Genomic DNA, 22,700 nt, shown 5'->3' with positions numbered 1-22,700 from the left:
CCCCCCCCCCCCGGAGGCTTCCATTCCACCAGCCTCAAACCCAATACCCGTCTCCAAGCCGCCCTCTCACCTCAAAAATCCCTCTCGAGCAGCCTCCCAGTCCCTCAAATGTCGCTAGATCGAGAAGACGTTAAAGACAATGAGTTGCATCTGCACAAAAATGCAGGTCAGAGAGTTTCGCCAAAGCTGATTCCGGCTTCAGTTTTGACTAATTCCCGATTCAGCGACATTCGAGGGTATTTGGCGCGCGCCAGCCGCCGGAGGCACCAGTATCAACGTCACCACCTGACACATCCAGCACCATCAGAAACTTCAACCTCAGCGGCGGTAGCGCCCGGAGGCTGCGGAACAGCGCCCAGCACCACCATCTGGCACCGGGGCGCCAGCATCAGCACCACCATCTGGCACCCGGCAGCACCCAGCAGCACCACAGAACCACTGGAGTATCATCGTCACCATGGGATTCCAGCAAGGCAGCATCCGCAAGGCAAAAACCCGGGACATCGACATCCGTGACCTCGGCACCGTGGACTACGAGGACACTTGGCACCTCCAGGCGGACCTCGCCGCCCGGCGCGCCGAAGAGAAAATCCCAGACACCATCCTCCTGCTCCAGCACCCGCCGACGTACACTGCCGGCAAGCGCACCGAGGATTCCGACCGCCCCACCAACGGCCTGCCAGTCGTCGACGTCGACCGTGGAGGCCGCATCACCTGGCATGGACCCGGCCAGCTGGTCGCATACCCCATCATCAAGCTGGCCGACCCGGTGGACGTGGTCGATTATGTCCGCCGCCTGGAGCAGGCGCTAATCCAGACTTGTGAAGATCTTGGCTTGCACGGCACCGGCCGCGTAGAGGGGCGTTCGGGCGTGTGGCTGCCTGCGGGCGTCATTAATGGCGAGCTTAAGCCCGCACGTAAGATCGCCGCGATCGGCATTCGCGTGACGCGCGGCGTGACCATGCACGGAGTATCCCTGAATTGCGACAACACCATGGATTATTACGACCACATTGTACCTTGTGGGCTGGCGGATGCGGGAGTCACGACGCTCACCGAGGAGCTGGGGCGCGATGTTAGTGTTTCTGACGCCTACTCGTCCCTCGCCCGCAACCTCGTTGACGCTTTGAACGGCGACTTGCCGGTGCATTCCTAGGTGCATTCCTAGGGGAAAACCCGAGGTGGATTCCTATGCGTCACCCAGCGTAGGCTAGTCGGCATGAGTGTGACCGCAGATGGACGCCGAATGCTCCGCATCGAGGCGAAGAATGCCGAAACCCCCATCGAGTCAAAGCCTCGGTGGATCCGCACGACCGCGAAGGTCGGCCCGGAGTATCGGGATATTAAGAATCGTGTGAAGGGCGCTGGCCTGCACACCGTGTGCCAGGAGGCTGGCTGCCCGAATATCAACGAGTGCTGGGAGGACCGCGAGGCGACGTTCCTCATCGGCGGCGATACGTGTTCCCGCCGTTGTGACTTCTGCCAGATTAAGTCCGGCCGCCCGTCCCCTCTGGACCTGGACGAGCCGCGCCGCGTGGCGGAGAACGTCCGCGAGATGGGTCTGCGCTACGCCACCATCACGGGCGTGACTCGCGACGACCTAGATGACGAGGGCGCGTGGCTATACGCCGAGGTCGTGAAGAAGATCCACGAGCTCAACCCGAACACGGGTGTGGAGAATCTGACGCCCGACTTCTCCAACCGCCCGGAGCTTCTGAAGGTCGTCTTCGACTCCCAGCCCGAGGTGTTCGCACACAACCTGGAGACTGTGCCGCGCATTTTTAAGCGCATCCGCCCGGCGTTCAAATACGAGCGTTCTCTGGAGGTCATCCAGGCTGCGCACGACTACGGCCTGGTGACGAAGTCCAACCTGATCCTGGGCATGGGTGAAAAGAAGGAGGAGGTGCGCGCGGCTATTAAGGACCTGGCCGACGCTGGTACCGACATCCTGACGATTACGCAGTATCTGCGCCCGTCCTCCATGCACCACCCGATTGAGCGGTGGGTGAAGCCGGAGGAGTTCATGGAGCACTCCGACGCTGCGTACGAGCTAGGCATCAAGGCCGTTATGTCCGGCCCGTTGGTGCGTTCCTCCTACCGCGCGGGTCGCCTATACGCCCAGGCTAAGCAGGCTCGCGGCGAGGCTATCCCGGAGAACCTAAAGCACCTGGAGGAGACTCTGGACTCCACCACTTCGCAGGAGGCCTCTACCCTGCTGGAGCGCTACGGTGCGTCGGAAGATACGCCGGTGACTGCGTCGCGTCGCTAGCTGCGCGATGCGCTGGCGCTTAGGCTAGTGTGCGCTGGCGCTGAGGCTGCGCGTGGCCAGGAGCATCACGGCGGGGCACTTTCGCCCCGCCTTTATTCATGCCTTATTGTTGATCCCATGGCGAAGGATAAAAAGGACGTAAGGGTCAAGGAAGACAAGAAGGCCGCCAAGGCTGCCAAGAAGGAGCAGCGCAAGCAGACGCGCTCCCAGCTGTGGCAGGCCTTCAAGCTGCAGAAGGGCCGGGATAAGAAGCTTATCCCGTTCATGGTTTTGGCCTTCCTGATTCCCGTAGTGCTGATGCTGCTGCTCAGCCTGGTTTTCGGCTGGTGGTGGCTGAACCTGATCGTGGGCATCATCATCGGCGCGATGGCGGCGATGTGGGTATTCTCCCGCCGCTTGCAGTCCGGCGTGTATGACCAGATTGAGGGCGAGGCCGGAGCCGCCGCATGGGCTTTGTCCAACATGCGTGACGGTGTGGGCATGAAGTGGATTACGGAGAACGGCGTGGCGTCCAACACCCACATGGACGCAGTGCACCGCGTGGTAGGCACCCCCGGCATTGTGCTGGTCGGCGAGGGCGCACCGCACCGCCTGAAGCCGATGATGGCGCAGGAGCGCAAGAAGCTTGCGCGCATTGTGGGCAAGACCCCGATCTACGACGTGATCGTCGGCGACGGCGAGGGCCAGGTGCCGGTGAAGAAGCTGCAGAACCACCTGATGCGCCTGCCGCGCAACATTAAGAAGAATGAGGTGGACGCCCTTAACTCCAAGGTCGAGTCGATCTCGCGGCTAAGCAACCCGAACAACAACATGCCGAAGGGTCCGATGCCGAAGGGCGCGAAGATGTCCGGCATGAACCGCCGCGCCCGCCGTGCGGCACAGCGCGGAAAGAAGTAACGCTTAGCGGCTACGGATAACGGCCGTGCCAGTGGCGCGATCGTGCATTCCGCGGCCGTCAGTGTCTTGAATAATTGGGGGGAAGAGGAAGACCGTCAGCAGCGTGCGGACGACCGAGCGCCACAGGCCCACGCGCTCGTCGGGCTTGTCGATGCGACCCACACCGATGCCCACGATGGCATGCCCTGGGGATTGGGCGAACAGCCAGACGGTCAGGATGCGCCAGATGATGAAGAAGATCATCGCGGCGGTGGCAGAATCGCCCAGCGCGTCCGTCGTGGAAGTGACGAACCAGGCCAGGGCGTAGCAGGCCAGCCAGTCGATCAGCAGTGCACCCAGCCGGGGGAACAAGGGGGACAGTGAGCCCGGGCCGTCTTTGGGCAATCCCAAGCGGGCGCCGGGGTATGGACTGAGGTCGGCGAGGTCTTCGTTTTCGCCTGGTACAAGGGGGCCTTCAAGCCAGCTACGCGATTCACTCATGATGATCTAGAGCCTAGCTGGCTGTTAGTTTGTGGCACAATTTTGTAAATTTTTACCTGAATCGGCGCCCAGTATGCGTAGGATCGATTGTGTTGCTTTTATATATTGTCGCAACAGTTTGAGATTCCAACTGCAAGGAACGGAAGAAATACAGTGTCATTTAAGACCGCAGAAGAAGTTGCCAAGTACATCAAGGACAACGACGTCGAGTTTGTGGACGTTCGCTTCACCGATGTGCCCGGTATCGAGCAGCACTTCAGCATCCCAGCTTCGGAATTCGATGAGGACGCTATGGAGGAGGGCCTGGCTTTCGACGGCTCGTCTATCCGTGGCTTTACCACCATCGAAGAGTCGGATATGAACCTGCTGCCGGACCTGGCGACCGCCAAGATCGATCCGTTCCGCAAGGCCAAGACCCTGAACGTGAAGTTCTTCGTTCACGACCCGTTTACCCGCGAGCCGTTCTCCCGCGACCCGCGTAACGTTGCCCGCAAGGCTGAGCAGTATCTGGCCTCCACCGGTATCGCGGATACCTGTTTCTTCGGCGCGGAGGCAGAGTTCTACCTCTTCGACTCCGTGCGCTACGAAACCGAGACGAACCGAGCATTCTACGAGCTGGATTCCGTCGAGGGCTGGTGGAACCGTGGCGCAGAGGTCAACCCGGACGGCTCCACCAACCTGGGCTACAAGACCCGCCTGAAGGGCGGCTACTTCCCCGTCGCACCGTACGACCACTACCAGGACCTGCGCGACGATATGGCTCGCAACCTCGCGAACGCTGGCTTCAAACTGGAGCGCGCACACCACGAGGTCGGCACCGGCGGCCAGCAGGAGATCAACTACGAGTTCAACACTCTGCTGCACGCTGCGGATGACCTGCAGTCCTTCAAGTACATCATCAAGAACACCGCTTGGCAGGCTGGCAAGTCCGCGACCTTCATGCCGAAGCCGCTGGCTGGCGACAATGGTTCGGGTATGCACGCTCACCAGTCCCTGTGGAAGGACGGCGAGCCGCTGTTCTACGACGAGTCCGGTTACGCCGGCCTGTCCGACATTGCCCGCTACTACATCGGCGGCATCCTGAAGCACGCTGGCGCTGTGCTGGCCTTCACGAACCCGACGCTGAACTCTTACCACCGTCTGGTTCCGGGCTTCGAGGCTCCGATTAACCTGGTGTACTCGCAGCGTAACCGTTCCGCTGCGGTGCGCATTCCGATCACGGGCTCCAACGCGAAGGCGAAGCGCATTGAGTTCCGCGCCCCGGACCCGAGTGGTAACCCGTACTTCGGCTTCGCTGCGATGATGCTGGCTGGCCTGGATGGTGTGAAGAACCGCATCGAGCCGCACGCTCCGGTCGACAAGGACCTGTACGAGCTGCCGCCGGAGGAGGCTAAGGACATTCCGCAGGCTCCGACCAGCCTGGAGGCTTCCCTGAAGGCTCTGGAGGAGGACAACGAGTTCCTGACCGAGGGTGGCGTGTTCACCGACGACCTGATCGACACCTACATCGCCTACAAGTACGACAACGAGATCGCACCTGTTCGCCTGCGCCCGACGCCGCAGGAGTTCGAGATGTACTACGACTGCTAAGGGCGGCTTTAAGCTGCTCTAGCTGTTTGACGCCGCCGGTCTCAAACTAGACCGCGCCACCCCACCCGTGAGCCTTTTTCGGCTCGCGCGGTGGGGTTTTCCAGTATTCGCAACGGTTGCGTCCTTTGCTTGGAAGTCTCTCCCCGAGGGGCCACCCGCTTTCTCGCTACCACTCGTCCACTGGGCGTTTGTAGGAGACTTGGTTGTTTAGTACACCCACAACGCCGCCACACAGCACGCGAGCGCAACACAACTGGCAATTGTTCGGACGCGGTGTGCACGCTGCCACGGTTGTGAGAACGCATCCCAGGCTTGTTCGGGCGGTAATTCCGTACGAGCCAGTTCTTCGTTGAGTGGGGCATTCCTTGTTCTCGTGATCAGAATGACGCCCAGGAGCTGAATACCTGCCGAAAGACCAAGCAACACGGAAGCGGTGGGAGCTTGCACTACCGCGCACGCGACCGTTCCTACAACGCAGACAACTGGAGACGCGAAGAAAGGTATCAGGAAAGCCGGAGTCAGCACTGACTCGTTGAGCGAACGCATCGACGTGACAGCGACAGCAGGTGACACCTTGTCCAACGCGGGTAGCACGATGATCCCCCACGTACACCAAAAGCCTGCCAACAGGGCAGTCAGACAAGTCGCGAGAAGAATAACGATCACAGTCATGATTGTTTTACCTCAGTTGGAGAGCGCACCGGTGTTGCCGACATCGTATCTCGAACCTGCAAACGCGACAACGAGATCGCACCTGTTCGCCTGCGCCCGACGCCGCAGGAGTTCGAGATGTATTACGACTGCTAAGGGCTACTTTCAGCTGCTCTAGCTATTTGACAGCGAAGTCATTGGAGGGTTGTTTTCGCTTGCCCTCTCCCCTTCTTAACAGAACCGGTTAACTTGAATGCCTGGGCGAGGTACCGATTGCGTCGAACTGAGAATCAAGATGAGAAGTGGTAGCTGCGACTTTAAACTGTGCTTGTCACTCAACGAAAGGCACCACGTGATCACCACTCGTCGTCGCACACTCCTCGCTCCAGTTTTCGCCCTCAGCCTCATCAGTCTTTTCGGCCTCACCGCTTGCGGCAGCGAGGACACAACTGCTGAACCGTCCACCACTACTGTCACCAGCGCTCCTCCCAGCGAGTCCGAAAGCACAGAACCAGAGACCGCCACGGTCACCAGTGCTCCCGAGGACACACCGCCCCCGCCCACCACAGTCACCAGTACGCCGGAGCCCACGCAGCAGAGCAGCCCTGCTGCCGAAGAAAACACGCCGCCAGAGCAGCAGGCTCCAGCTAATCAACCCAGAGCCACTTCTCCAGCGCAGAAGCAGCCACCGATGGGTAATCAGGGTGCGAGCCCCGACTGCCCCGCCTACCTCTGTGGCTACGGTACTGCTCCTAATGGGGCGCCGAACTTAACCAGTGGCGAGACACAACTGCTGGCTCGCTGTAACTCGGGCGAGTACAACGCTCCCCAGGTCTGTGCAAATCTGCGTCTCAAGGCCCAGCGGGCAGGACAGAACTAGCTCGGCACGGCGCCCGATACCCTCCCCCGCTGCAGGTACCCCCGTGAGCTACTCGAAGAAATCCTCATCGATCTCGACGATCTGAACCGTCCGCTTCGTCTGGACGCCAACGCCGTACTTGATCATCAGCTTGGCAAGTAGAGAACCGTCGATAAGCACCACTCGGGACTGGACGGAGTTCGCATAGCTGATTGCCCCGGAACTAAACGACGCGGTTGTGAGGAAAACTCCCTGGGATGCCTGCGCTCCGTGGAGCGCACCGACGAATGCCTGCACGTCCGGGCGACCGATGGCTTTAGACAACTCGTAGCGCTTCGCCTGCACGTAGATGCGAGATAGCCCCAGTGCGTCTTGGTCAATCACACCGTCGATACCGCCATCATTGGATAACTGTGTTCGTGTGGCGCTGCCGAAGGACCCTCCGTAGCCCATAGCCATGAGCAGGTCTAGGACTGCCTGCTCGAAGAAGGCAGGCTCGCGTTGGTGCAAGCGCTTGAGTAGCTCTTCGGCCACCATTTCTTCATTACGCCGCTGCCCCTCCTCCACTTGCTCGAGTGGGGTTAGCTCGGATTCAGTCTGTTCTGGTTCCACGTTAGGCGCTGCAGGATCATGCTGCCTGGGAGTATGAGATCGGAACTTCCGATAGAGCTCCCCGCTTTCAGAACTCAACTCTGCTTCGGTCATGCCATTCGGGTATTTCTCCAGCAATCTGCGCCCTTTATCGGTAATTTTCCAGTGCGCTCTTGCAGGGGAGGAAATCGCTTCTGCTTTGGAGAGGTGGGTGATCGCCCAGTTTCCACGATTTAGATAGCGAGCTTCACCCGATGAAATGGTTACTGCTCGCTCCTCGTCACTGATCTTCATATTGTCGGCCGCCGCCAAGAGGATCTCCCTCCGCTGACGGGTTTCTCCATTCGCTAGCGCCGACAGACAGGGGGTCAGAAACTCATCCCAAGTTCTCGATTTCATTCTTGTTACTCTCCCCTATTTCTCATTCAAAGAGTCGACGATGCGTACTGTCTCCATCGCCACGCGGGTCACACGGCCTATGAGGTCCACGATGTAACGCGGGTTGCCAACTTCGTCTGCCCAGTCGTTAGGGTCATTGACAATGCCGGAAGCCTTATCCTTCTTCACCTGGTAGCGGTCGATCAGCCACGCGATTGCAGAGCGAGAGCCCAGCATGTACTCATCAGCTTCCGCCGGAATACCGCTAATAGTGACCTGCTTGTTGTAGATCAGCTTCGTGACATCGTCGACGTTCTTGCCAGTCTCCGGATCCTTCCGCTTGGCCCAACGCATCTTGGTCACGCGCCAGGTCTCGCGGTCGGATTCATCAACCTTGACCTGGATATCCAATGGCCATGGGTCTACGTTCTCGTAGTTGACGTGCAGGGCCATGAGCTCCTGCCCAGCTGCCGCGAACTTATCAAACTCGTCACGCGTCCCCGGCGTCTCGATGTGCGGCAACATCTTCTTCAAGTCCGCCGCGTACGCCTCCCGATAATTCGGATCGTGCAGCTTGCCGTAAACAAAGTGGAAGATATCGTCCCCCGTGATGTCCGCGCCAAGCGCGTCGCGGTAGAGAACCTTGATCTCGTCGGTGATGTTGTCCTTGCGCACATACCCCGCAACGACCTCACCAACCTGCCCATAAATCGAGGACTCGCCCTCGCTTATCGACGCCCCCTCTCCGAACAACCCACCATCCGAAGCCTCAGCTGGCGCCCAAGTGAACCGCGAGAAGAATTGGGCAGGATCCATAAAAAGACTCAAATTGGGGAACAAGTCCGAGACCAAAAGAGAGAAGGGAGTGCGGTTCGACGCAGCGCATACGCCGTACCCAATATTTTGGTGTCCCGACGTCGGAAACATCGACGGCAACTGAGCTTGGCGATGGTTCCACATGGAATCAAAATACGCATGCTGCTTGCTAAACGGCCTATACAGAGAGGCTCTTAAGGCGTCCTCATCGAATTGCGCACGTTCACCTCGTTGAAATTTTGGCACCAAACTTGAGGACCACTTAACCTTCGTACCATCGCTATATTCAGTGGTTTCTTTCAAGAATTGCTGGGCATTCCCGGAAAATGGTTCAAATTCGACCAACGCCTTGTTGTAATGATCGATCGTCCATGTCATGTTTTTGCATAGCTCAGCTTGCGAGTAGTTATATGTCCACGCGTCCCTGTTTGTACCCAGCCCGAGCGAATGAACTTGAAAGAACTTCAAATCATTCGTCTTCTTCTCACCAATGACCGGCCAGGTCGCGAAGTCATCTGAACGCTGGTTGAGCCAGTCACCATGGGAATTCGGAGTGATGGTCTCCCAATCGGCGGATTCGACGGTCGAGGAATCAACAATCTTCAGCTTCTCCTCTGCCGTCAGATAGTTTCCAATATCCCGGTAATGCAGAGCAAAATCGGACTTTGTGGGGTCCTTGATACCAATGGTGACTGTCACATTAGTACGAGATCCAGCTCCAAAAACATTGCCACCTTCCTTGCGACGTTCTTCTCCTGCGGTTCGAGCATTCCCTCGAAGGTTGAAGACATATAGGTCGGTGAAGTCCTCCGCCATCGAAAGGCGCACGCCATCACCCGTGTTGCCGTCGATCCAACCGCCGTTGGAAACGAACGCGACCACGCCTTGCTCCCCGATCCGGTCGGTGGCCCACCGGAACGCACGCAGGTACGCATCGTACAGAATTCTCTGCGAAATAGCCGTCGACTTCGCTGCATACGTCTCCGCGATGCGCGCGTCCAGCGTCGGATACTTGAGGTTCGCGTTGTTATCGTTCGCGCTCGTCTGGCCCACCGAGTATGGCGGGTTGCCGACGATGACATTGATCGGGGCTTCCTTCTGCCGGACGATGCGTTCGTTGTTGTTCTTGAATACCGTCAGATCCAGGATGTCTCCTTCCTCGTGGATCTGGAAGGTATCCGCCAGCGCAATATTGCTGAAAGGGGCGTACTCCGGAATCAGCTCGCCGTCGCGCTGGGCGGCTTCCTCGCGCAAGGCGTTGTATGTGGTCTCGATGTTTACAGCAGAGACGTAGTACGCCAGAAGCATGATCTCCGTAGCGAAGATCTCGCTGGCGTACTTCCGGGCGAGGTCCTCGGGCTTGATGAGGCCAGACTGCAGGAGACGAACCGTGAACGTGGACGTTCCAGCGAATGGGTCGAGGATGCAGACCCCTCGTCGGAAAGCCCCTTGCCGAAGTGCTTCTGCGAAACCTCGTCCGCAGCACGCAGGATGAAGTCCACGATCTCGACCGGGGTGTAGACGATACCCAGCGAATCCGCTTGCTTCTTGAAGGCCTTTTGGAAGAAGCGCTCGTAGAGCTCCTTAATCACTTGCTGCTTACCAGAAGCACTGGAGACCTCCGAGGCACGCACGCGCACGGAATCGTAGAACTTTTCCAGGGACTCCGTCTCGGTATCCAGGTTCTCCCGGGACAGGGCAGCGACCATCTTCTCCATTACCTGGGCAACCGGGTTGTGGGTGATGAAGTCATGGTTCTCGAAGAGGGCGTTGAACACCGGCGCGGTGATCAGGTGCTGGGAGAGCATCGAGATGGCGTCGTCCTCGGTGATGCCGTCGTTGAGGTTATTGCGCAGGCCTTCGACGAACTGCTCGAACTCCCTGCGGATTTTGCCGTTGGCACCGTCCAGCAGGGCCTTAATGCGGGTGATCTGGTTCTCGGCGATGGTCGTCACATCGTCGGCCCAGTCCTCCCAATAGGTGCGGGTGCCAACCTTATCCACCAGCTTCGTGTACATCGCCTCCTGCCACCGCTCCAGGGAGAACAGGGCGATCTGCTGTGCCATGTCCTGATCCGGCTCCGGTGAATCAGCCCGGGAGCGGGCCTCCGCCTGGTCCAGCTGCTCCTTGGGACTTGCAACGTGGTCAACGGCGATCGGCAGTTCATCTACCTGGCCCTCGTTCAACGCGATGGAGTTCACCTTCGCGTTGAAGCGGTCATCGTGAGCGCGGAGCGCATTGAGGATCTGCCACACGACCTTGAAGCGCTGGTTGTCATTCAACGCCTGCGCCGGCGACACGTTCGGGGCCACTGCCACCGGCAGGATGATGTAGCCATAGTCCTTGCCCTCGGACTTACGCATCACCCGGCCAACGGATTGCACCACGTCCACCATGGAATTGCGAGGATTGAAGAAAACCACCGAATCCAAGGCCGGGACGTCCACGCCCTCAGAGAGGCAGCGGGCGTTGGTGAGCACGCGGGTCTGATCCTCGTCGGGTGTGGATTCCAGCCAGGAGAGCTTCGAGCCGCGCTCCATCGCGTTCATCGACCCATCCACGTGCTGGGATGCCACGCGCAGATCCACGTTGTGCAGGGAGACGTCCCCCATCACCGCAGCCTCCCGGAGCTGCTGCTGATAAGCAGAGATCAGGGACGGGAAGGACTCAGAGATCTGCTTCGAGGTTCTGATGTCTCGGGCGAAGGCGACTGCGCGCTGCATGGGGGCGGCGTTCGTGTCGAAGCCGCCCTTCTGCCCCTGCAGGCCGCCGGAACGCTTCGCCAGGCCATTCCAGGCACCAATCATCGCCGAGGCCAACGTCAGGTTCAACTGGCCACCCTCGCCACGGGCCATGGCATCAGCAGCAACAGCCTCATCCACCGTCATCACGAGTACGCGGTAATCGGTGAGCAGTCCCTTATCCACTGCTTCGCCAAAGCCCAAGCGATAGAACTCCGGCCCGTACACGGCCTCATCGTCCATGGAAGCGAGCTCTGCTGAGTGTTCCGCAGCTTTGCCCTTGACCTGGTCATCGAACAGACGCGGCGTCGCCGTCATATACAGCCGCTTCGCCGAACGGATGTAGTCCGCGTCGTGGATGCGGACGAAGTTGGAGGCATCCTCCCCTGCCAAAGTTACGCCCGTGGTGCGGTGAGCCTCGTCGCAAATCACGAGGTCGAAATCGTCCAAGCCCTGCTGCTGCGCATCGTGCACCGCAGGCAGGGATTGGTAGGTAGAAAAGACCACGTGCAGGCCTTTTGCTCGCTTACCGGAAGCGAAACGCTCCGCGATCTGAGCGCCGTCCGTGGACACCGGAACCTCGAGATCATAAGTAGCGATGTCCTCTGCGCTGCGGGAAACCTTGGAATCCGAACATACCGCGAAAGTGCGCATATCCAACCGAGCCTGGGCGGTCCATTCCTTAAGCGTCTGCGAAAGCAGGGAAATCGATGGCACCAAGAACAACACCCGTGCCTTACCGCCATTATTTTCCGCAACCTTCTCGGCCAACCGCAGCGCAGTAAAAGTCTTTCCCGTGCCACAAGCCATGATTAGCTTGCCGCGATCTTGGGTACTGAATCCAGCAATGGCTCGATCGATAGCTTCCTGCTGGTGCGGGCGAGGCTCGAAGGTTTCGCGGCGGGAGAGGTTGATCTGGATAGCGCTATCCCCCATCGCTGCACCCGGGAAAGCTATATCCCAGTTGATTGGGGACTCAGAGATCGCAGCCACACCAATTCGGCTGGTGGGGATCACCTGATTGGCCAGCATCTCTTCCGCATTGGAAGACCACCGATCGGTTGTGGAAATGATCAGGCGACTGCCGAAATGCTGCACTCCATCTTCAGTCTCGAAAGTTCGGCCTGAGGCTTCGAAAAAGGAATCCAGGTTCGCCTTTTGGATGCTGGTCGTCGGCTTGTAGAACTTACACTGGATCGCGGTCCACGTAACATCATCCGTACGACGAGCAACCAAGTCGATGCCTGTATCGGCTTTGCCCCCGTTGTAGCGCCAATCAGCCCAACGGTAGACCTCATCGAACTGTGCTTTCAGCGTCGGGTCTGTGCGGAAGTAATTAACCATCAGCTTTTCGAAGGCGATGCCGTACTTCGCCTTCGGCTGATTCTCGCGCAGTTGAGTAAGGACCTCGGAAAACTTCGCCATGGAGCCATTATGCCCCGTGACTGACCTCACTAAGTGTCCGGCACGCCCCACACCGGGGCCGATGCCTCGTCGAAGATGCGACTCTTAAGCCACGCCGCTAAACAGCGCGCCCGCGCCGTACGTCAGCGCCAGGCCCAGGCCGCCACCGATGACCAGGCGAATCATCGAGCGAGCCACGCTCGTGCCGGCGATCTTCGCCGAGATCAGACCCGTCAGCGCCAGCGAGAAAATCGTCACTGCGGTGACAAGCCATGCCTGCGTGCCCGCCGGTGCCAGGAACACCGAAACCATCGGCAGGGCTGCACCAGCCAGGAAGGACAGCGCGGAGAAGAATGCTGCAGCCTACGCACTGGTCAGCTCGTTCTGGTCAATGCCCAATTCCAGCTGCAAGTGGGCTCGCAGGGCATCCTCCTTATGGATTTCCCGGGCAGCTTCGAGAGCTGTATCCCGGTTAATGCCGTAGCCGGAAAGAATCCCCGCGAGTTCCTCCAGCTCCTCCTCGGGAGCCTCCCGCAACTCCTGCCTCTCCTTGGCCACCAAGAACTGCTCGGAGTCCCGCTGAGCGGACACGGACACAAACTCCCCCAAAGCCATGGACACCGCGCCTGCAATGGTGGCAGCCAGGCCTGCCATCAAGATGGCCTTATCTCACGCGCCGGTGGCAATCATGCCGATAAGCAGGGCAGCAACGGAAACAATGCCGTCGTTGGCGCCCAAAACTCCGACGCGCAGGGAGTTCATCTTCGCTGCATCACCGGCGTCGTGAAGCTCCTGGTGAGCGCCGGGAACAGTGGAAAAGGGTGGTTTTCCTCATGAGCGGAATATTAGCCGACTGATTCACAAGCTCCGGGTCTACTGCCGCTGCTATGCACCAGTCCCACTGGAACTCACTGCCCGACGCAGCTGCTGCTGCGCATAGTCAAACAAGATTCTTTCCTGCTCAACGCGCAAGCACCCGCCCGCAGAACGCCCCCGGAGATAGTCCAATGCCAAGCGCTCCCCGTAGCTCAACAGCTCAGGCTCGAACCGGCTAGGTTGCGGTTCTTCCACCGCAAGATCAACGTGGTCACGAACCGTATCCAGGTCCATGAGGACAGATCGCGCATGAGGCACGTATCGCCTGACGAGTTCCAGGATATAGAAACCATGCGAATCTAGATCTCCCCAATAAAGAACTTCCTTCGCCTTTAGCGATGGCATCTGCTGGACGATCCTGGCAGCGTTCAATCCACCACCGAAGATCGCGACCGTCGCGGGCAAGTCTGGCAAGGCAAGGAAACTCTGGTGATTTTCAACGATAAGAACTCGCGCCCCCGGGATCTCACGGAGTTCTGCCGCCGGACATGCCAAGTGCCGAAAACCGCCAATTCCCAGTGTCGGGTCAAGGCTGCGGACCTCTACCAACTGGGGCTTCGGCTTGAAGTTCAGTGGCCCGACCACCGCTTCAACGACCGCCCTGTGTGCCTCGAACCATTTGCTATCGACACCAAAGATTGGCAATTCGCGAATATAAAAGTCGCTGACCTCGTGCTCGTGAACCCACCGGACAACAGCAATGAACTGCTCCACAGTCGTATCATTCCAGTCGTCCCACGCAGAAAGGTGCCTGATGAGCTCAGGTCGAACGCTCTCCCCCAATTCCGTGCAGAAACGGTCCAAGACCGTGCGGAGGCGTTGCCAATGATCGAGTTTGCCGGCCACGCGAGCCGCAGTATCCGCGTCCGCGAGAACAACTCGCCGGGGCAGCGAATAAGTCCCCAAATAGCTGAGCTTTTTATCCTCCCACTCGACGGTAATTGAACTGCGGTTCCACTGTGCCACCCAGGCTCTCACGGCAGCGCCGTCATCACGCTCTGCCGACCTTCCAGTCGGCGGATCCAGGTTGATGGTCAGCATCTTGAATTCCCCGGCCAACCAGCTGCGGTGGTTACGTGAATAAAAGACCGCAGCGCGTTGGCGCACCTGATCAGGAGTCTTCATCCTGGACCTCCTCGATCGTCAGAGAACTCGTTCGCGATCGCTTCCGGTCTGGGCATTCCACCATCAGCACACCCCCGATGTAGTCCTGCACGGTCTGCAGCAGCTTCTCGGGCGTGGCCAGAATCATGTGGAAACCAAAACGGCGAAAGGCCTCCATCGCAGCCCGAGTGAACTCCGTATCCGCACGATCAAAAGCTTCATCCAGAACGATCGTGCCAAATCGCGGATAAATATCCTCCCCCACCCGGACAATGGATTTCTTTTCTTGTGCGGCTGGCAAGCCCATCCCAGTCAGCCGGTAACGCAAGGCTGCAGCCAGACAGAAGGAGGATAGCTTTTGGGCTTGGCCGCCCGAGAGTCCTTCCGACGAGTCATAGACCGCACCGCGCGTTCCATCCTCGCTGTATTCCACTCCCAGGAACTTCACGTGTTGCCTCGTATCCAGACGCAACTGGCGATCACGAGTTGTCGTACCGTCCGAGACCGTCACTGCGTCGATCACCGCCTGCAGCTTATGGAATCTGTGCTCGCTCTCCTCCTGATCAGCTTCATTGATAATCCCTGCCAGTGCGGAATCCAGAAGTTCAACGAAATTGCGGGCGATCGCGGGCTGTGCCTCCCTCACCTCGATCGTCAGGTAAGCACCCGGATAGAACTCGACTTCCGCAAGTGAATCATTAATCATCTGAATCGAGCTGCGAGTCTTCGCTGTCGCGTCACGGATTAAACGGCGCAGCCGACCCAGATGCTTGTGGGTTTCGTCTTGCAGCATGTCCCGGAAACGCTGTTCAAAACGGGGCAAGTCGTCTGCTTCAAGCCTGCCCAGTTCCCGAAGAAAATCCTGCTCCCACTCCATATCCGCCTTGAGGTCGCCCGCCCGATCAGGCCAGCGCACCAAGTAAAGGTTCATTGCGTTGACCAGATCACCACAATATTTGGTGAAGTGCGCATTGAGGTCTGCAAGCTGATCTTCGATACCACGAATGAGGCGATTGTTGAGCGCATCGATGTTATCGGGCCGAATGGTGCGGTCGATAGCCGTGCAACGTTCTGTCAGACGGGTCGCAACGTCCTCAGAGACGGTCTTCCCACCTCGGCGATTCCGAATCTTCTCAAGCGTTTCTTCTGCCTGCTCCAGGCGAACTTTGGAGACACTAAGCTGGTTCCGCTGTGCCATGACCTGCTCCTCGACTTTGTCGAGAGTAGCTTCAACGCCCTTCAACTTCGCTTTCAGTTCAGCCAGCTCCGCGTTTCCATCAGTAAGTTCATCAACGACTCGCTGGGCTTCTGCAAGCTCCTGGGTCACCGACGACACATCGATATCCTGAAAACGTTCCGTCTCCAATAGCCGCTCGATCGTGGCTATTTGGGCACGCCTTTTCTCCTGGCCGGCCGCGATGGCCTTGCGTCGCCGTTCAGCGTCTTCAAGTTTCGCCACGATGTCGCGCACCGCTGTTTGAAGGGCATCGATCTTGTCAGCGAGATTGCCCCACAGCACCCAGTTCGAACGGTCATCGATTCGGCGGCGATCATCCTTAATGTGATCGTTGCGGTTATGTTTCACCTGACCCTTTGCAGTCACCGCCCGCCGGGCAGCACGAAACTCTTCCACAGAGCCGCAGCATAAGTAATCGAACTTCGTAGAAAGTTGGGTCTGGATCCAGTCGTGATACCGCCCGGACTTTACGTTGATTTTCAGCCCCAGTGAGTTCGGTACGAAACGGGACGGGCGCTGTTCTTCCAGATCCCGAGTGAACCTGGTGTAGCTCACTTTCGCACCGAGATAGGTGTCATCGATAGCTGAAGAAACCTGGTCATAGTGCTCGTCTGGGACAAGGATCCGCCGGGCAAACCCGCCCATCACTCGCTCTGCGGTTCCTTGCCAATGGTCTTCACCAGGCTTCATACTCACGAGGTCTGCAATGAATGGAAGGTCAGACTCCCGCACTCCAGACTTCTCTGCAATCAAGGCTCGCGCACGGAGCAACCGGTTATCCATGGCCGATTCGTATTTTCGCAAAGCCTCAAGCTCCGCGACCAGCTTGTCCTTGTTCTCGCCCAGCTCGTAAACGCGCACGTGCGCCTGACCCAGCTTTACGTCTTCTGTTTCATATGCAGCACTCAACCGCTTCCGCTCTTCACGCAACTGCAGCACAAGGTTGGTGAATTCCTCAACACTGCCGGGCTTTGCAGCCCCAATGGATTTGAGCCGGGAATTGAATGCCTCTTCCTCTTTGGTCACTCGCTCCAGCCGGTCCTGCAAACGGTCACGCCGAGCCTGTGCAGAAACCAAGGCAGAATCCTGCGCTCCATGAATCAACGTGCGCAGTTGATCTGCTTGCGCCCGGTGTGCATCTCGAACCCCGGTGGCTTCTTCAATCTTCGCGCTGACTGTCTTAATCTCGGAAGTCCACTGATCCCGCTCCTGTTCGGCGAAACGCTGCCGCCACTCGTCGACGAAGGTTTCGACGCCGTCTCGGTCCTCCTTTACCGTGGTCAGCCTGTTTTCGACCCCTGCACGCTTCTCTGCTGCCACGCGCACCGGTGCCAGTTGCTCAATCTGTTCACGAGTTTTCACCACCGACTCATACGCCGTTCGGAGGTCTGTGAAATTCTCCGCTGCTTGCTCCGCGATCTCGAAGGTCTCTGGTTCGGGCAGCATGAAGGTACGCATCAAGTGATTAAGATCGCCGAGCGTTTTAGCCGATTGCGTTCGGTTCAGCAGGTCCAAAGCACCGGCATCGGCGATCCCCACCGCTCGGCGCAGCGCCAAACTGAACTTCGGATGATTTCGACTGACGTGCAGGGCATCGCTGTATGTCTTCTTCGCCTCACTAACCGGCAAGTTCTTCTGTGCCAGATCCTCAAACTCTGTCAGATCGGCAGCCCGAGGGAGCAAAATGTAAAGATCCGTGATTTCCTGGCGCGAATAGGCGTTAGCGGGCAAAAACATCAACCGGCAAGCGGTTACGGTCTCCCCTGCCCCATCGCTATAGCGTAGAGCGACGCCCGTCCACGTCGCACCTGTTCGAAGGTAGGACTGCGTAAGTTCGTCCGCCTCGATCGAGTGCTCGCGGCGCCAGGCACCGCGGCAGTAGGTAACCAAGTTACGGCCCGAGTGTGCTTGGTTATCAGCCGCAGCGTTGAAACGAATCTTGCCGGGCGGAACAAGAATCGTCGAGATCGCATCAATCAGCGTCGACTTACCGGAACCTGAAGGGCCTGTGATGAGGAAGCCCTCCCGCGGCACCTCGACACAGTGAAGGTTGTCGAATGTTCCCCAGTTATAAACCTGGATTTGGGAGAGTCGGAATTGGCCAGGCAGAGTCGTCGTCATTGTTCTTCCTCCAGGAGAGCTCGGAAAGACTCGGTGACAGCGGCGATTTCTTCGCTGGAAAAGATGATGCGCAGCACCGGGGACACCTCGAAACGCCCCTCGGTCGGGGTGCTGGCAATAATCGAGTAGCTCTTCAGCTTGTTCCACGCTGCAGTAAAGCGCTTACGCTGCGTGGACTTGTCCGTGCCAGCGTGGCCTTGATACGGCAGGGTCGCCTCAAAAACCTCACCCTCATCCACGATGGTTCGCTCGTTGGGGCTCGTCGTCACCAGCTCACGGCGCAGGTGGAGAATCACCACCGTGTCCATAAAAGTCAACGACTGTTTGCGTAGCAGCGCACGCTTTTCAGGGACATCCGCTTCCCACGCCTTTGTGTAGGCAACCCCTGCATGCTCGTCGAGAATGAGAGTGAGGTAGAGATTATCCAGCTGTTGGGCAAGAATCTCACGTGAGTTGGATATCGCAGCAAACACATCTGGCGATTTCACGCTCGACACGTATGGGCCGCGGATGAGTTCCGCCAGGGCACGACGCTGCAAACCTGTCAAGGTTCCGGTGTCGCCTTCATACAGTTTGTTTTCCATTTAGATGCGCCCAACCTTCCTCCGAAATTCGAAACGCTCATACCGCCCTTGATACCTTTTCCCGCTTGGTCTCTCCCACTGCAGGACTTCTGTACCGTCGGATCTTTCGCCGTGATCATGCGCAAGTTTGATGAGCCCCACCACACTCGCTAGCCCCTGAGTGGCAGGGTGCTCTTCCAAGACTTCCCGAATCGATGCTTGCCCCTTTCTGCCGAGCACATCGTTGATTGCGTCGCGCAGTTCCTGCCAGTCAATTTCTGATTCCCGGATACGCCGACGCATCTGTTCGAAGTCGATCTCGCCTGACTCGTTGACTTCCATTGACCGCTCGATGCGGTATTCCTTCGGGTTGTGTAATTCCCAACTGGAAAGCGACGTCGGTTGCCGCGTCGTCAGCTCGAGCTCGTAGCCGATCTTCTCGTAAGGCGCGATCCCTCGTTTTGCGAGCTCGAGCGCTTGCTGCTGCGCCTGATTGATTGCCCGTGTGAGGGCCTGCTGCGATTCTGCTTCTCGGGACTGCACGAAGCGCCTTAGGGACCGCGATAGGCCCGTGAGCGAGGTATGCACCTGTCCCGAGGAGGAATCGAGCATGTCTACCAATTGCGCGATCTCGTTCCGCTCTTCCGGGCCGAGCTGCTCCATAAAGTCCCGCGATTGCACTGAATCCATCACGGCATCGAGTTGCTTTGATTGCTCCGGGTCAAGGAAAAGCTCATAGAAGGAGTTGAATGCCCGTCCCGCTTCTGATTCTGCGATCAGATCTACACCACGGAAGACATTGTCCAGTACCTCACCAGCGTTTAGCTGCCCTTCGACGAGCGATTCTCGGAGTTCGTGATCGACATTCTCAACCTCCTCCCGAACGCGGGAGAAGTCGGTGGGCAAATCCCTCGCCAGAGCCAGGATTTCCCGTGCCCTCTCCACTGCCTCTTCGTCGGAAATCACGCCGACACCGTTCATGCGGATGTTGTCGATACGGTCTTGGATCTGATCTCGCTGAGCTTCCAGGCGACTAATCGCTCTCGCTTCGTCGGGATCTGTTTCAGCCGCCAGATCCTGGAGATTATTGAATAGAGTTCCGAGGCGGGATTTGGTCACCACCCGCTGAGGACTGATCAACTGCTGGACATAGTCGATAGCAACGTGCGCGTCCGTGGTGAGCTCGTAAAACTCTTCCCTCGAGCCCTGAGGGCTGCGTCTCGTAAGGTATCCGAGTTTCACCCAGTCATTGATATAAGCCACGGCTGACTTGGGCAGCTCCATATTGGTCTGTTCCCGAATATCGATCAGCAAGGACTCCACTGCTAGGGTGAGCTCGGATCCGGCGATCTGGCGATTACCTGCTTGGAAGACAGCACTTAAGACAGAAAGAACAGCTGGGGCGTTATGGGCACGAAGCATCGCCCAAGCAGGTACCGAGTCCGCAAGGCGGATCATCGCCAACGCATCTGCCACCACAGTTGTCCGATTCATGTGCTCAATCTAACAAGCGCTGAAGACAAGGATTCAAAAATATCGAACATCTCGGCGCCAACTAAGGGTTCGATGCTCATGCGCACGCCCTCAGATTGGCACTGCTGTACGGCAAAGGCTTTGGACAAGTGCACCGGTTAGCCCACGGCTGCCCCGCGTCCTGGTGCGAGAACTTGGGCTAACCTCGGGGCAACCCACCCCGCTCCTGGTGCACGTGTCTGGCTACATCGCCAGCCGGATCTAACCGGAGCGTGGATCCAAAGAGAAAGGCATGCCCCCATGGAACTGAACCGCGACAAGGGCGAAGACTTCGTCCGCGAGACCCAAACCCCAGAATCCGCTGCTGCGTGGAAGAAGCAGCTCGACGAGTTCGCACCCGGCGCGTCCGACTGGGTTGTCGAGGCCGTCTTCGGCGGAACCTACCAGCGCGATGGCATTACTCTCCGCGACCGTCAGATGCTGAACATGGCTGCCCTGGCTGCGATGGGTGGCGTAGAGCCGCAACTCACCGGCCACATCAAGACCGCTGTGGACGTCGCAGGCATGAGCCCAGAGGAGGTGGCCGAATGCTTCGTGCACCTCATGCCTTACGTCGGCGTGCCGAAGACTTTGGCCGCGATGCGCTGCATGAAGGCCGCCCTCGAGAGCTAATGCTGCCGGAGGGAGGCCTGGCCGCTTATTAGCGCTTGGCAGTCGAGATCAACTCGACTGTTTCTTTCTCCGTTGACGGCGCGAGAAGTACGTCACCGCGGATATAACAACAATGGCCACGAGGCAAACAATGAAAACCCACCACTGCCCAACAGCGGGCAAAAGCGCAAAAAGGCTTGGGACTGCCAGAACTGCGGCTGCTAACGCGATTAATTCATTGCGTTCGTCGCGCCGCTCTTGTTTACGCTTATGAGCGTCCGCCTCGATGCCATCAAGTCTGATACGTGCGAAGTTGTACTGGGTTGTGTAGACGTTCTCACGTATCTCAAGTTCGCCGACGATGTCATCAAAGTCTCCCCGCGCACCTGTCTTTTCCAACATATGCTGCAGAATGGTGGTCGCTACGTCGCGTCCGGGGACTCGCTCGTACCAGAGGTGGTCGCGCACATAGACTAGTTCCGCTTGTATCTTTGCGAACTTCCGGAGACTGCCCTGCAGCTTTTGGTCCGCGCCCCTTATCTTCTCGAGAGTTCCAGCATTGCCCTCAGAGCCGGAGCTTTCCAAGACATTGAGAGCTTCCGGGCCGAAAGATAATTGGCGAAGTTGTTCGCTAATACACCCCAGATAGTTATCTGCTCTAAGCGCTAAAATAGCCAGGTCTACAAAGCGAGTCCCAGCCAGCATAAAGAAATTATTTTGTGAGTTTTCAAGCGGTGCCCGGCGCACTACGGCCAAACCCTCCTCGCAGGAGTGAATAGTCCAGTCACGATAGCGGGACACGAGGCTTCTGTTTATAGAGCCATCGCGGAAATAAGGGATTTCTGTTGTGTACCGGTCGAAACGGGAAGCAAAGTACCATGCCCATTGGTCGTGGAGCATCCAATTCTCCCCCGACTCCTCAGATGCATCCGCGATGGGGGTTGGTAGGGCAATGTCTGTACGGCCCGGGATAGCCATCGTGACGCAATAAGGTTTGGGAGATTGGCGACCGTGGTTCGCTTTTGTTCCTCTACCGGGTACCTTGAAGTATCCCCCCTTGGTGAGATCCCACGGAATGTGAGTTTCCGAGCCAACGAATAGCTGTTTTTCCACAACCTTCACGGCAGCCTCCAATAGGCAAACACTAGCCTCGTTGTTAGTCAGTGGTGAGCCAGTGAGTTCTTCAAGTAGCTTTCTTTGTCTCGCCTCTCCGTTGCCTTCCTCCGCAATCAGGGTCATTTTCTCTCGTGGCTTAGTCAACGACGCAGTAGCTTCCTCCAGCGCTTTTCCGGAGCAATTTTCCGCGACAGCATGGATGACGAGAAAATTCTGTTCGAAGTTACTAGGTTCGCCACTTTCAAGGTCATAAAGGCATGGCCCGGAGTATTGCAGGTACTCGGCACACACAAACTTCAAGGTCGCAAAGGGGTGCCCAGTGTCGTCCAAAGCGAAACGCAGCGGATATGTCTCCATTTCTGGTGCCCGCTGCTTGCCTTCCGTCGTAAGGTCAGGCTCAAACAGGAGTCGATGTGCGACGACCTTGGCAGGATTAGTCGATGCATCCGAGATCCACTCCGCGGGATCCCCACCAGACGTCGGTACAGCATCAACCGCACTCGCCCCCATAGAGCTGGCTAGGGGCTCACGGAAGTACGACCCAGCACTCTTATGGAAAACGCGGGGTACATATTTGTAATCAACTTTATTGCCCCAGAACTGGCGAACGAAGTCCCCTTCTTCATCCCGTTCTGCGAACTCAATCTTCTTAATTCCGCGAAAACGGCCAGGTACCCAAGCCTCGGGCCAATCGAAAACCTCCGGTAATTCGGGCACTGGAAGAACCACCGCGAAATGCGCAAGGCGCCACTCCGGCTGAGAGCCGCAGACATAACCCTCCGGAAGATGGAACTCCGCTCCCTGGATTTGATACCAGTTGGAATTCCGAGCATTGTTCGCCTCGGTGAACTCGTCGTTTATCCCCATAACACAAAGCCTCCGT

At 58.0% G+C, this 22,700-nt stretch carries 13 protein-coding genes and 3 pseudogenes; 5 read left to right on the top strand and 11 right to left on the bottom strand.

Going from position 1 to position 22,700, the window contains the following annotated elements; genetic code table 11:
- The first annotated feature begins 457 nt into the window (after positions 1 to 457).
- The 3 genes from lipB (at position 458) to JQ46_RS07665 (ending at position 3,166) form a co-directional block, all read left to right on the top strand.
- Positions 458 to 1,156, top strand: coding sequence for a lipoyl(octanoyl) transferase LipB (gene lipB, locus JQ46_RS07675; protein ID WP_034986870.1), 699 nt, complete (start codon positions 458 to 460; stop codon positions 1,154 to 1,156).
- A gap of 63 nt (positions 1,157 to 1,219) precedes the next feature.
- Positions 1,220 to 2,269, top strand: coding sequence for a lipoyl synthase (gene lipA / locus JQ46_RS07670; RefSeq protein WP_034986867.1), 1,050 nt, complete (start codon positions 1,220 to 1,222; stop codon positions 2,267 to 2,269).
- 117 nt (positions 2,270 to 2,386) lie between these two features.
- Entirely contained in the window at positions 2,387 to 3,166 is a 780-nt protein-coding gene (locus JQ46_RS07665; RefSeq protein WP_034986864.1) for a DUF4191 domain-containing protein, read from the top strand.
- Positions 3,167 to 3,169: 3 nt separating this feature from the next.
- Here the strand turns inward: JQ46_RS07665 and JQ46_RS07660 are convergent, their stop codons facing one another.
- Positions 3,170 to 3,646 (bottom strand): RDD family protein, encoded by a 477-nt coding sequence (locus JQ46_RS07660; RefSeq protein ID WP_034986862.1) that lies wholly within the window; start codon positions 3,644 to 3,646, stop codon positions 3,170 to 3,172.
- Between the two features lie 153 nt (positions 3,647 to 3,799).
- On the opposite strand from JQ46_RS07660, the gene glnA reads away from it, so the two are divergent.
- Positions 3,800 to 5,236, top strand: coding sequence for a type I glutamate--ammonia ligase (glnA, locus tag JQ46_RS07655; RefSeq protein WP_034986859.1), 1,437 nt, complete (start codon positions 3,800 to 3,802; stop codon positions 5,234 to 5,236).
- 207 nt (positions 5,237 to 5,443) lie between these two features.
- Here the strand turns inward: glnA and JQ46_RS11645 are convergent, their stop codons facing one another.
- From JQ46_RS11645 to JQ46_RS07620, 9 genes and pseudogenes are all read right to left on the bottom strand, one after another.
- Positions 5,444 to 5,782, bottom strand: a complete 339-nt coding sequence (locus JQ46_RS11645) for an anthrone oxygenase family protein (RefSeq protein WP_424648005.1) — start codon at positions 5,780 to 5,782, stop codon at positions 5,444 to 5,446.
- A gap of 1,033 nt (positions 5,783 to 6,815) precedes the next feature.
- Positions 6,816 to 7,358, bottom strand: coding sequence for a restriction endonuclease (locus JQ46_RS11505; RefSeq protein ID WP_237744777.1), 543 nt, complete (start codon positions 7,356 to 7,358; stop codon positions 6,816 to 6,818).
- 120 nt (positions 7,359 to 7,478) lie between these two features.
- Positions 7,479 to 7,736, bottom strand: a pseudogene (locus JQ46_RS11500) (winged helix-turn-helix domain-containing protein); the annotation flags it as partial.
- Between the two features lie 15 nt (positions 7,737 to 7,751).
- Positions 7,752 to 12,697 (bottom strand): annotated as a pseudogene (locus tag JQ46_RS07645) (DEAD/DEAH box helicase).
- Positions 12,698 to 12,781: 84 nt separating this feature from the next.
- Positions 12,782 to 13,438, bottom strand: a pseudogene (locus tag JQ46_RS07640) (VIT1/CCC1 transporter family protein).
- 123 nt (positions 13,439 to 13,561) lie between these two features.
- On the bottom strand, positions 13,562 to 14,677 hold the full coding sequence (locus JQ46_RS07635; RefSeq protein WP_034986854.1) for a DUF3322 domain-containing protein: 1,116 nt from the start codon (positions 14,675 to 14,677) through the stop codon (positions 13,562 to 13,564).
- Complete coding sequence (locus JQ46_RS07630; RefSeq protein ID WP_034986852.1) at positions 14,664 to 18,014, bottom strand: ATP-binding protein; 3,351 nt, start codon at positions 18,012 to 18,014, stop codon at positions 14,664 to 14,666. Before JQ46_RS07630 ends, JQ46_RS07635 begins: the two co-directional genes overlap by 14 nt.
- Complete coding sequence (locus JQ46_RS07625) at positions 18,011 to 18,598, bottom strand: DUF4194 domain-containing protein (protein ID WP_034986850.1); 588 nt, start codon at positions 18,596 to 18,598, stop codon at positions 18,011 to 18,013. The genes JQ46_RS07630 and JQ46_RS07625 overlap by 4 nt, the downstream gene beginning before the upstream one ends.
- Positions 18,599 to 20,071, bottom strand: coding sequence for a DUF3375 domain-containing protein (locus tag JQ46_RS07620; RefSeq protein ID WP_237744776.1), 1,473 nt, complete (start codon positions 20,069 to 20,071; stop codon positions 18,599 to 18,601).
- Positions 20,072 to 20,350: 279 nt separating this feature from the next.
- Here JQ46_RS07620 and JQ46_RS07615 point away from each other — a divergent pair, with 279 nt between their 5' ends.
- Positions 20,351 to 20,722, top strand: coding sequence for a carboxymuconolactone decarboxylase family protein (locus JQ46_RS07615; protein ID WP_034986848.1), 372 nt, complete (start codon positions 20,351 to 20,353; stop codon positions 20,720 to 20,722).
- A 48-nt stretch (positions 20,723 to 20,770) separates the two neighbouring features.
- On the opposite strand, the gene JQ46_RS07610 is transcribed toward JQ46_RS07615, so the two are convergent.
- Positions 20,771 to 22,684 carry a hypothetical protein gene (locus JQ46_RS07610; protein ID WP_034986844.1) on the bottom strand — a complete coding sequence of 638 codons (1,914 nt, stop codon included), beginning with the start codon at positions 22,682 to 22,684 and terminating at the stop codon, positions 20,771 to 20,773.
- Positions 22,685 to 22,700 lie beyond the last annotated feature (16 nt).

Source organism: Corynebacterium jeikeium (assembly GCF_000738175.1).
GTDB lineage: Bacteria > Actinomycetota > Actinomycetes > Mycobacteriales > Mycobacteriaceae > Corynebacterium > Corynebacterium jeikeium_C.
Note: the sequence above shows the minus strand (reverse complement) of the source record. Positions and strands in the feature narration are given on the sequence as shown.

Coding starts and splice junctions, on each gene's coding strand:
- JQ46_RS07665 (WP_034986864.1), top strand. CDS start 2,387: ATGGCGAAGGATAAAAAGGACGTAAGGGTCAAGGAAGACAAGAAGGCC.
- JQ46_RS07610 (WP_034986844.1), bottom strand. CDS start 22,684: ATGGGGATAAACGACGAGTTCACCGAGGCGAACAATGCTCGGAATTCC.
- JQ46_RS07660 (WP_034986862.1), bottom strand. CDS start 3,646: ATGAGTGAATCGCGTAGCTGGCTTGAAGGCCCCCTTGTACCAGGCGAA.
- JQ46_RS11645 (WP_424648005.1), bottom strand. CDS start 5,782: ATGCGTTCGCTCAACGAGTCAGTGCTGACTCCGGCTTTCCTGATACCT.
- JQ46_RS07620 (WP_237744776.1), bottom strand. CDS start 20,071: ATGAATCGGACAACTGTGGTGGCAGATGCGTTGGCGATGATCCGCCTT.
- JQ46_RS07635 (WP_034986854.1), bottom strand. CDS start 14,677: ATGAAGACTCCTGATCAGGTGCGCCAACGCGCTGCGGTCTTTTATTCA.
- lipA (WP_034986867.1), top strand. CDS start 1,220: ATGAGTGTGACCGCAGATGGACGCCGAATGCTCCGCATCGAGGCGAAG.
- JQ46_RS07625 (WP_034986850.1), bottom strand. CDS start 18,598: ATGGAAAACAAACTGTATGAAGGCGACACCGGAACCTTGACAGGTTTG.
- JQ46_RS07615 (WP_034986848.1), top strand. CDS start 20,351: ATGGAACTGAACCGCGACAAGGGCGAAGACTTCGTCCGCGAGACCCAA.
- lipB (WP_034986870.1), top strand. CDS start 458: ATGGGATTCCAGCAAGGCAGCATCCGCAAGGCAAAAACCCGGGACATC.
- JQ46_RS07630 (WP_034986852.1), bottom strand. CDS start 18,014: ATGACGACGACTCTGCCTGGCCAATTCCGACTCTCCCAAATCCAGGTT.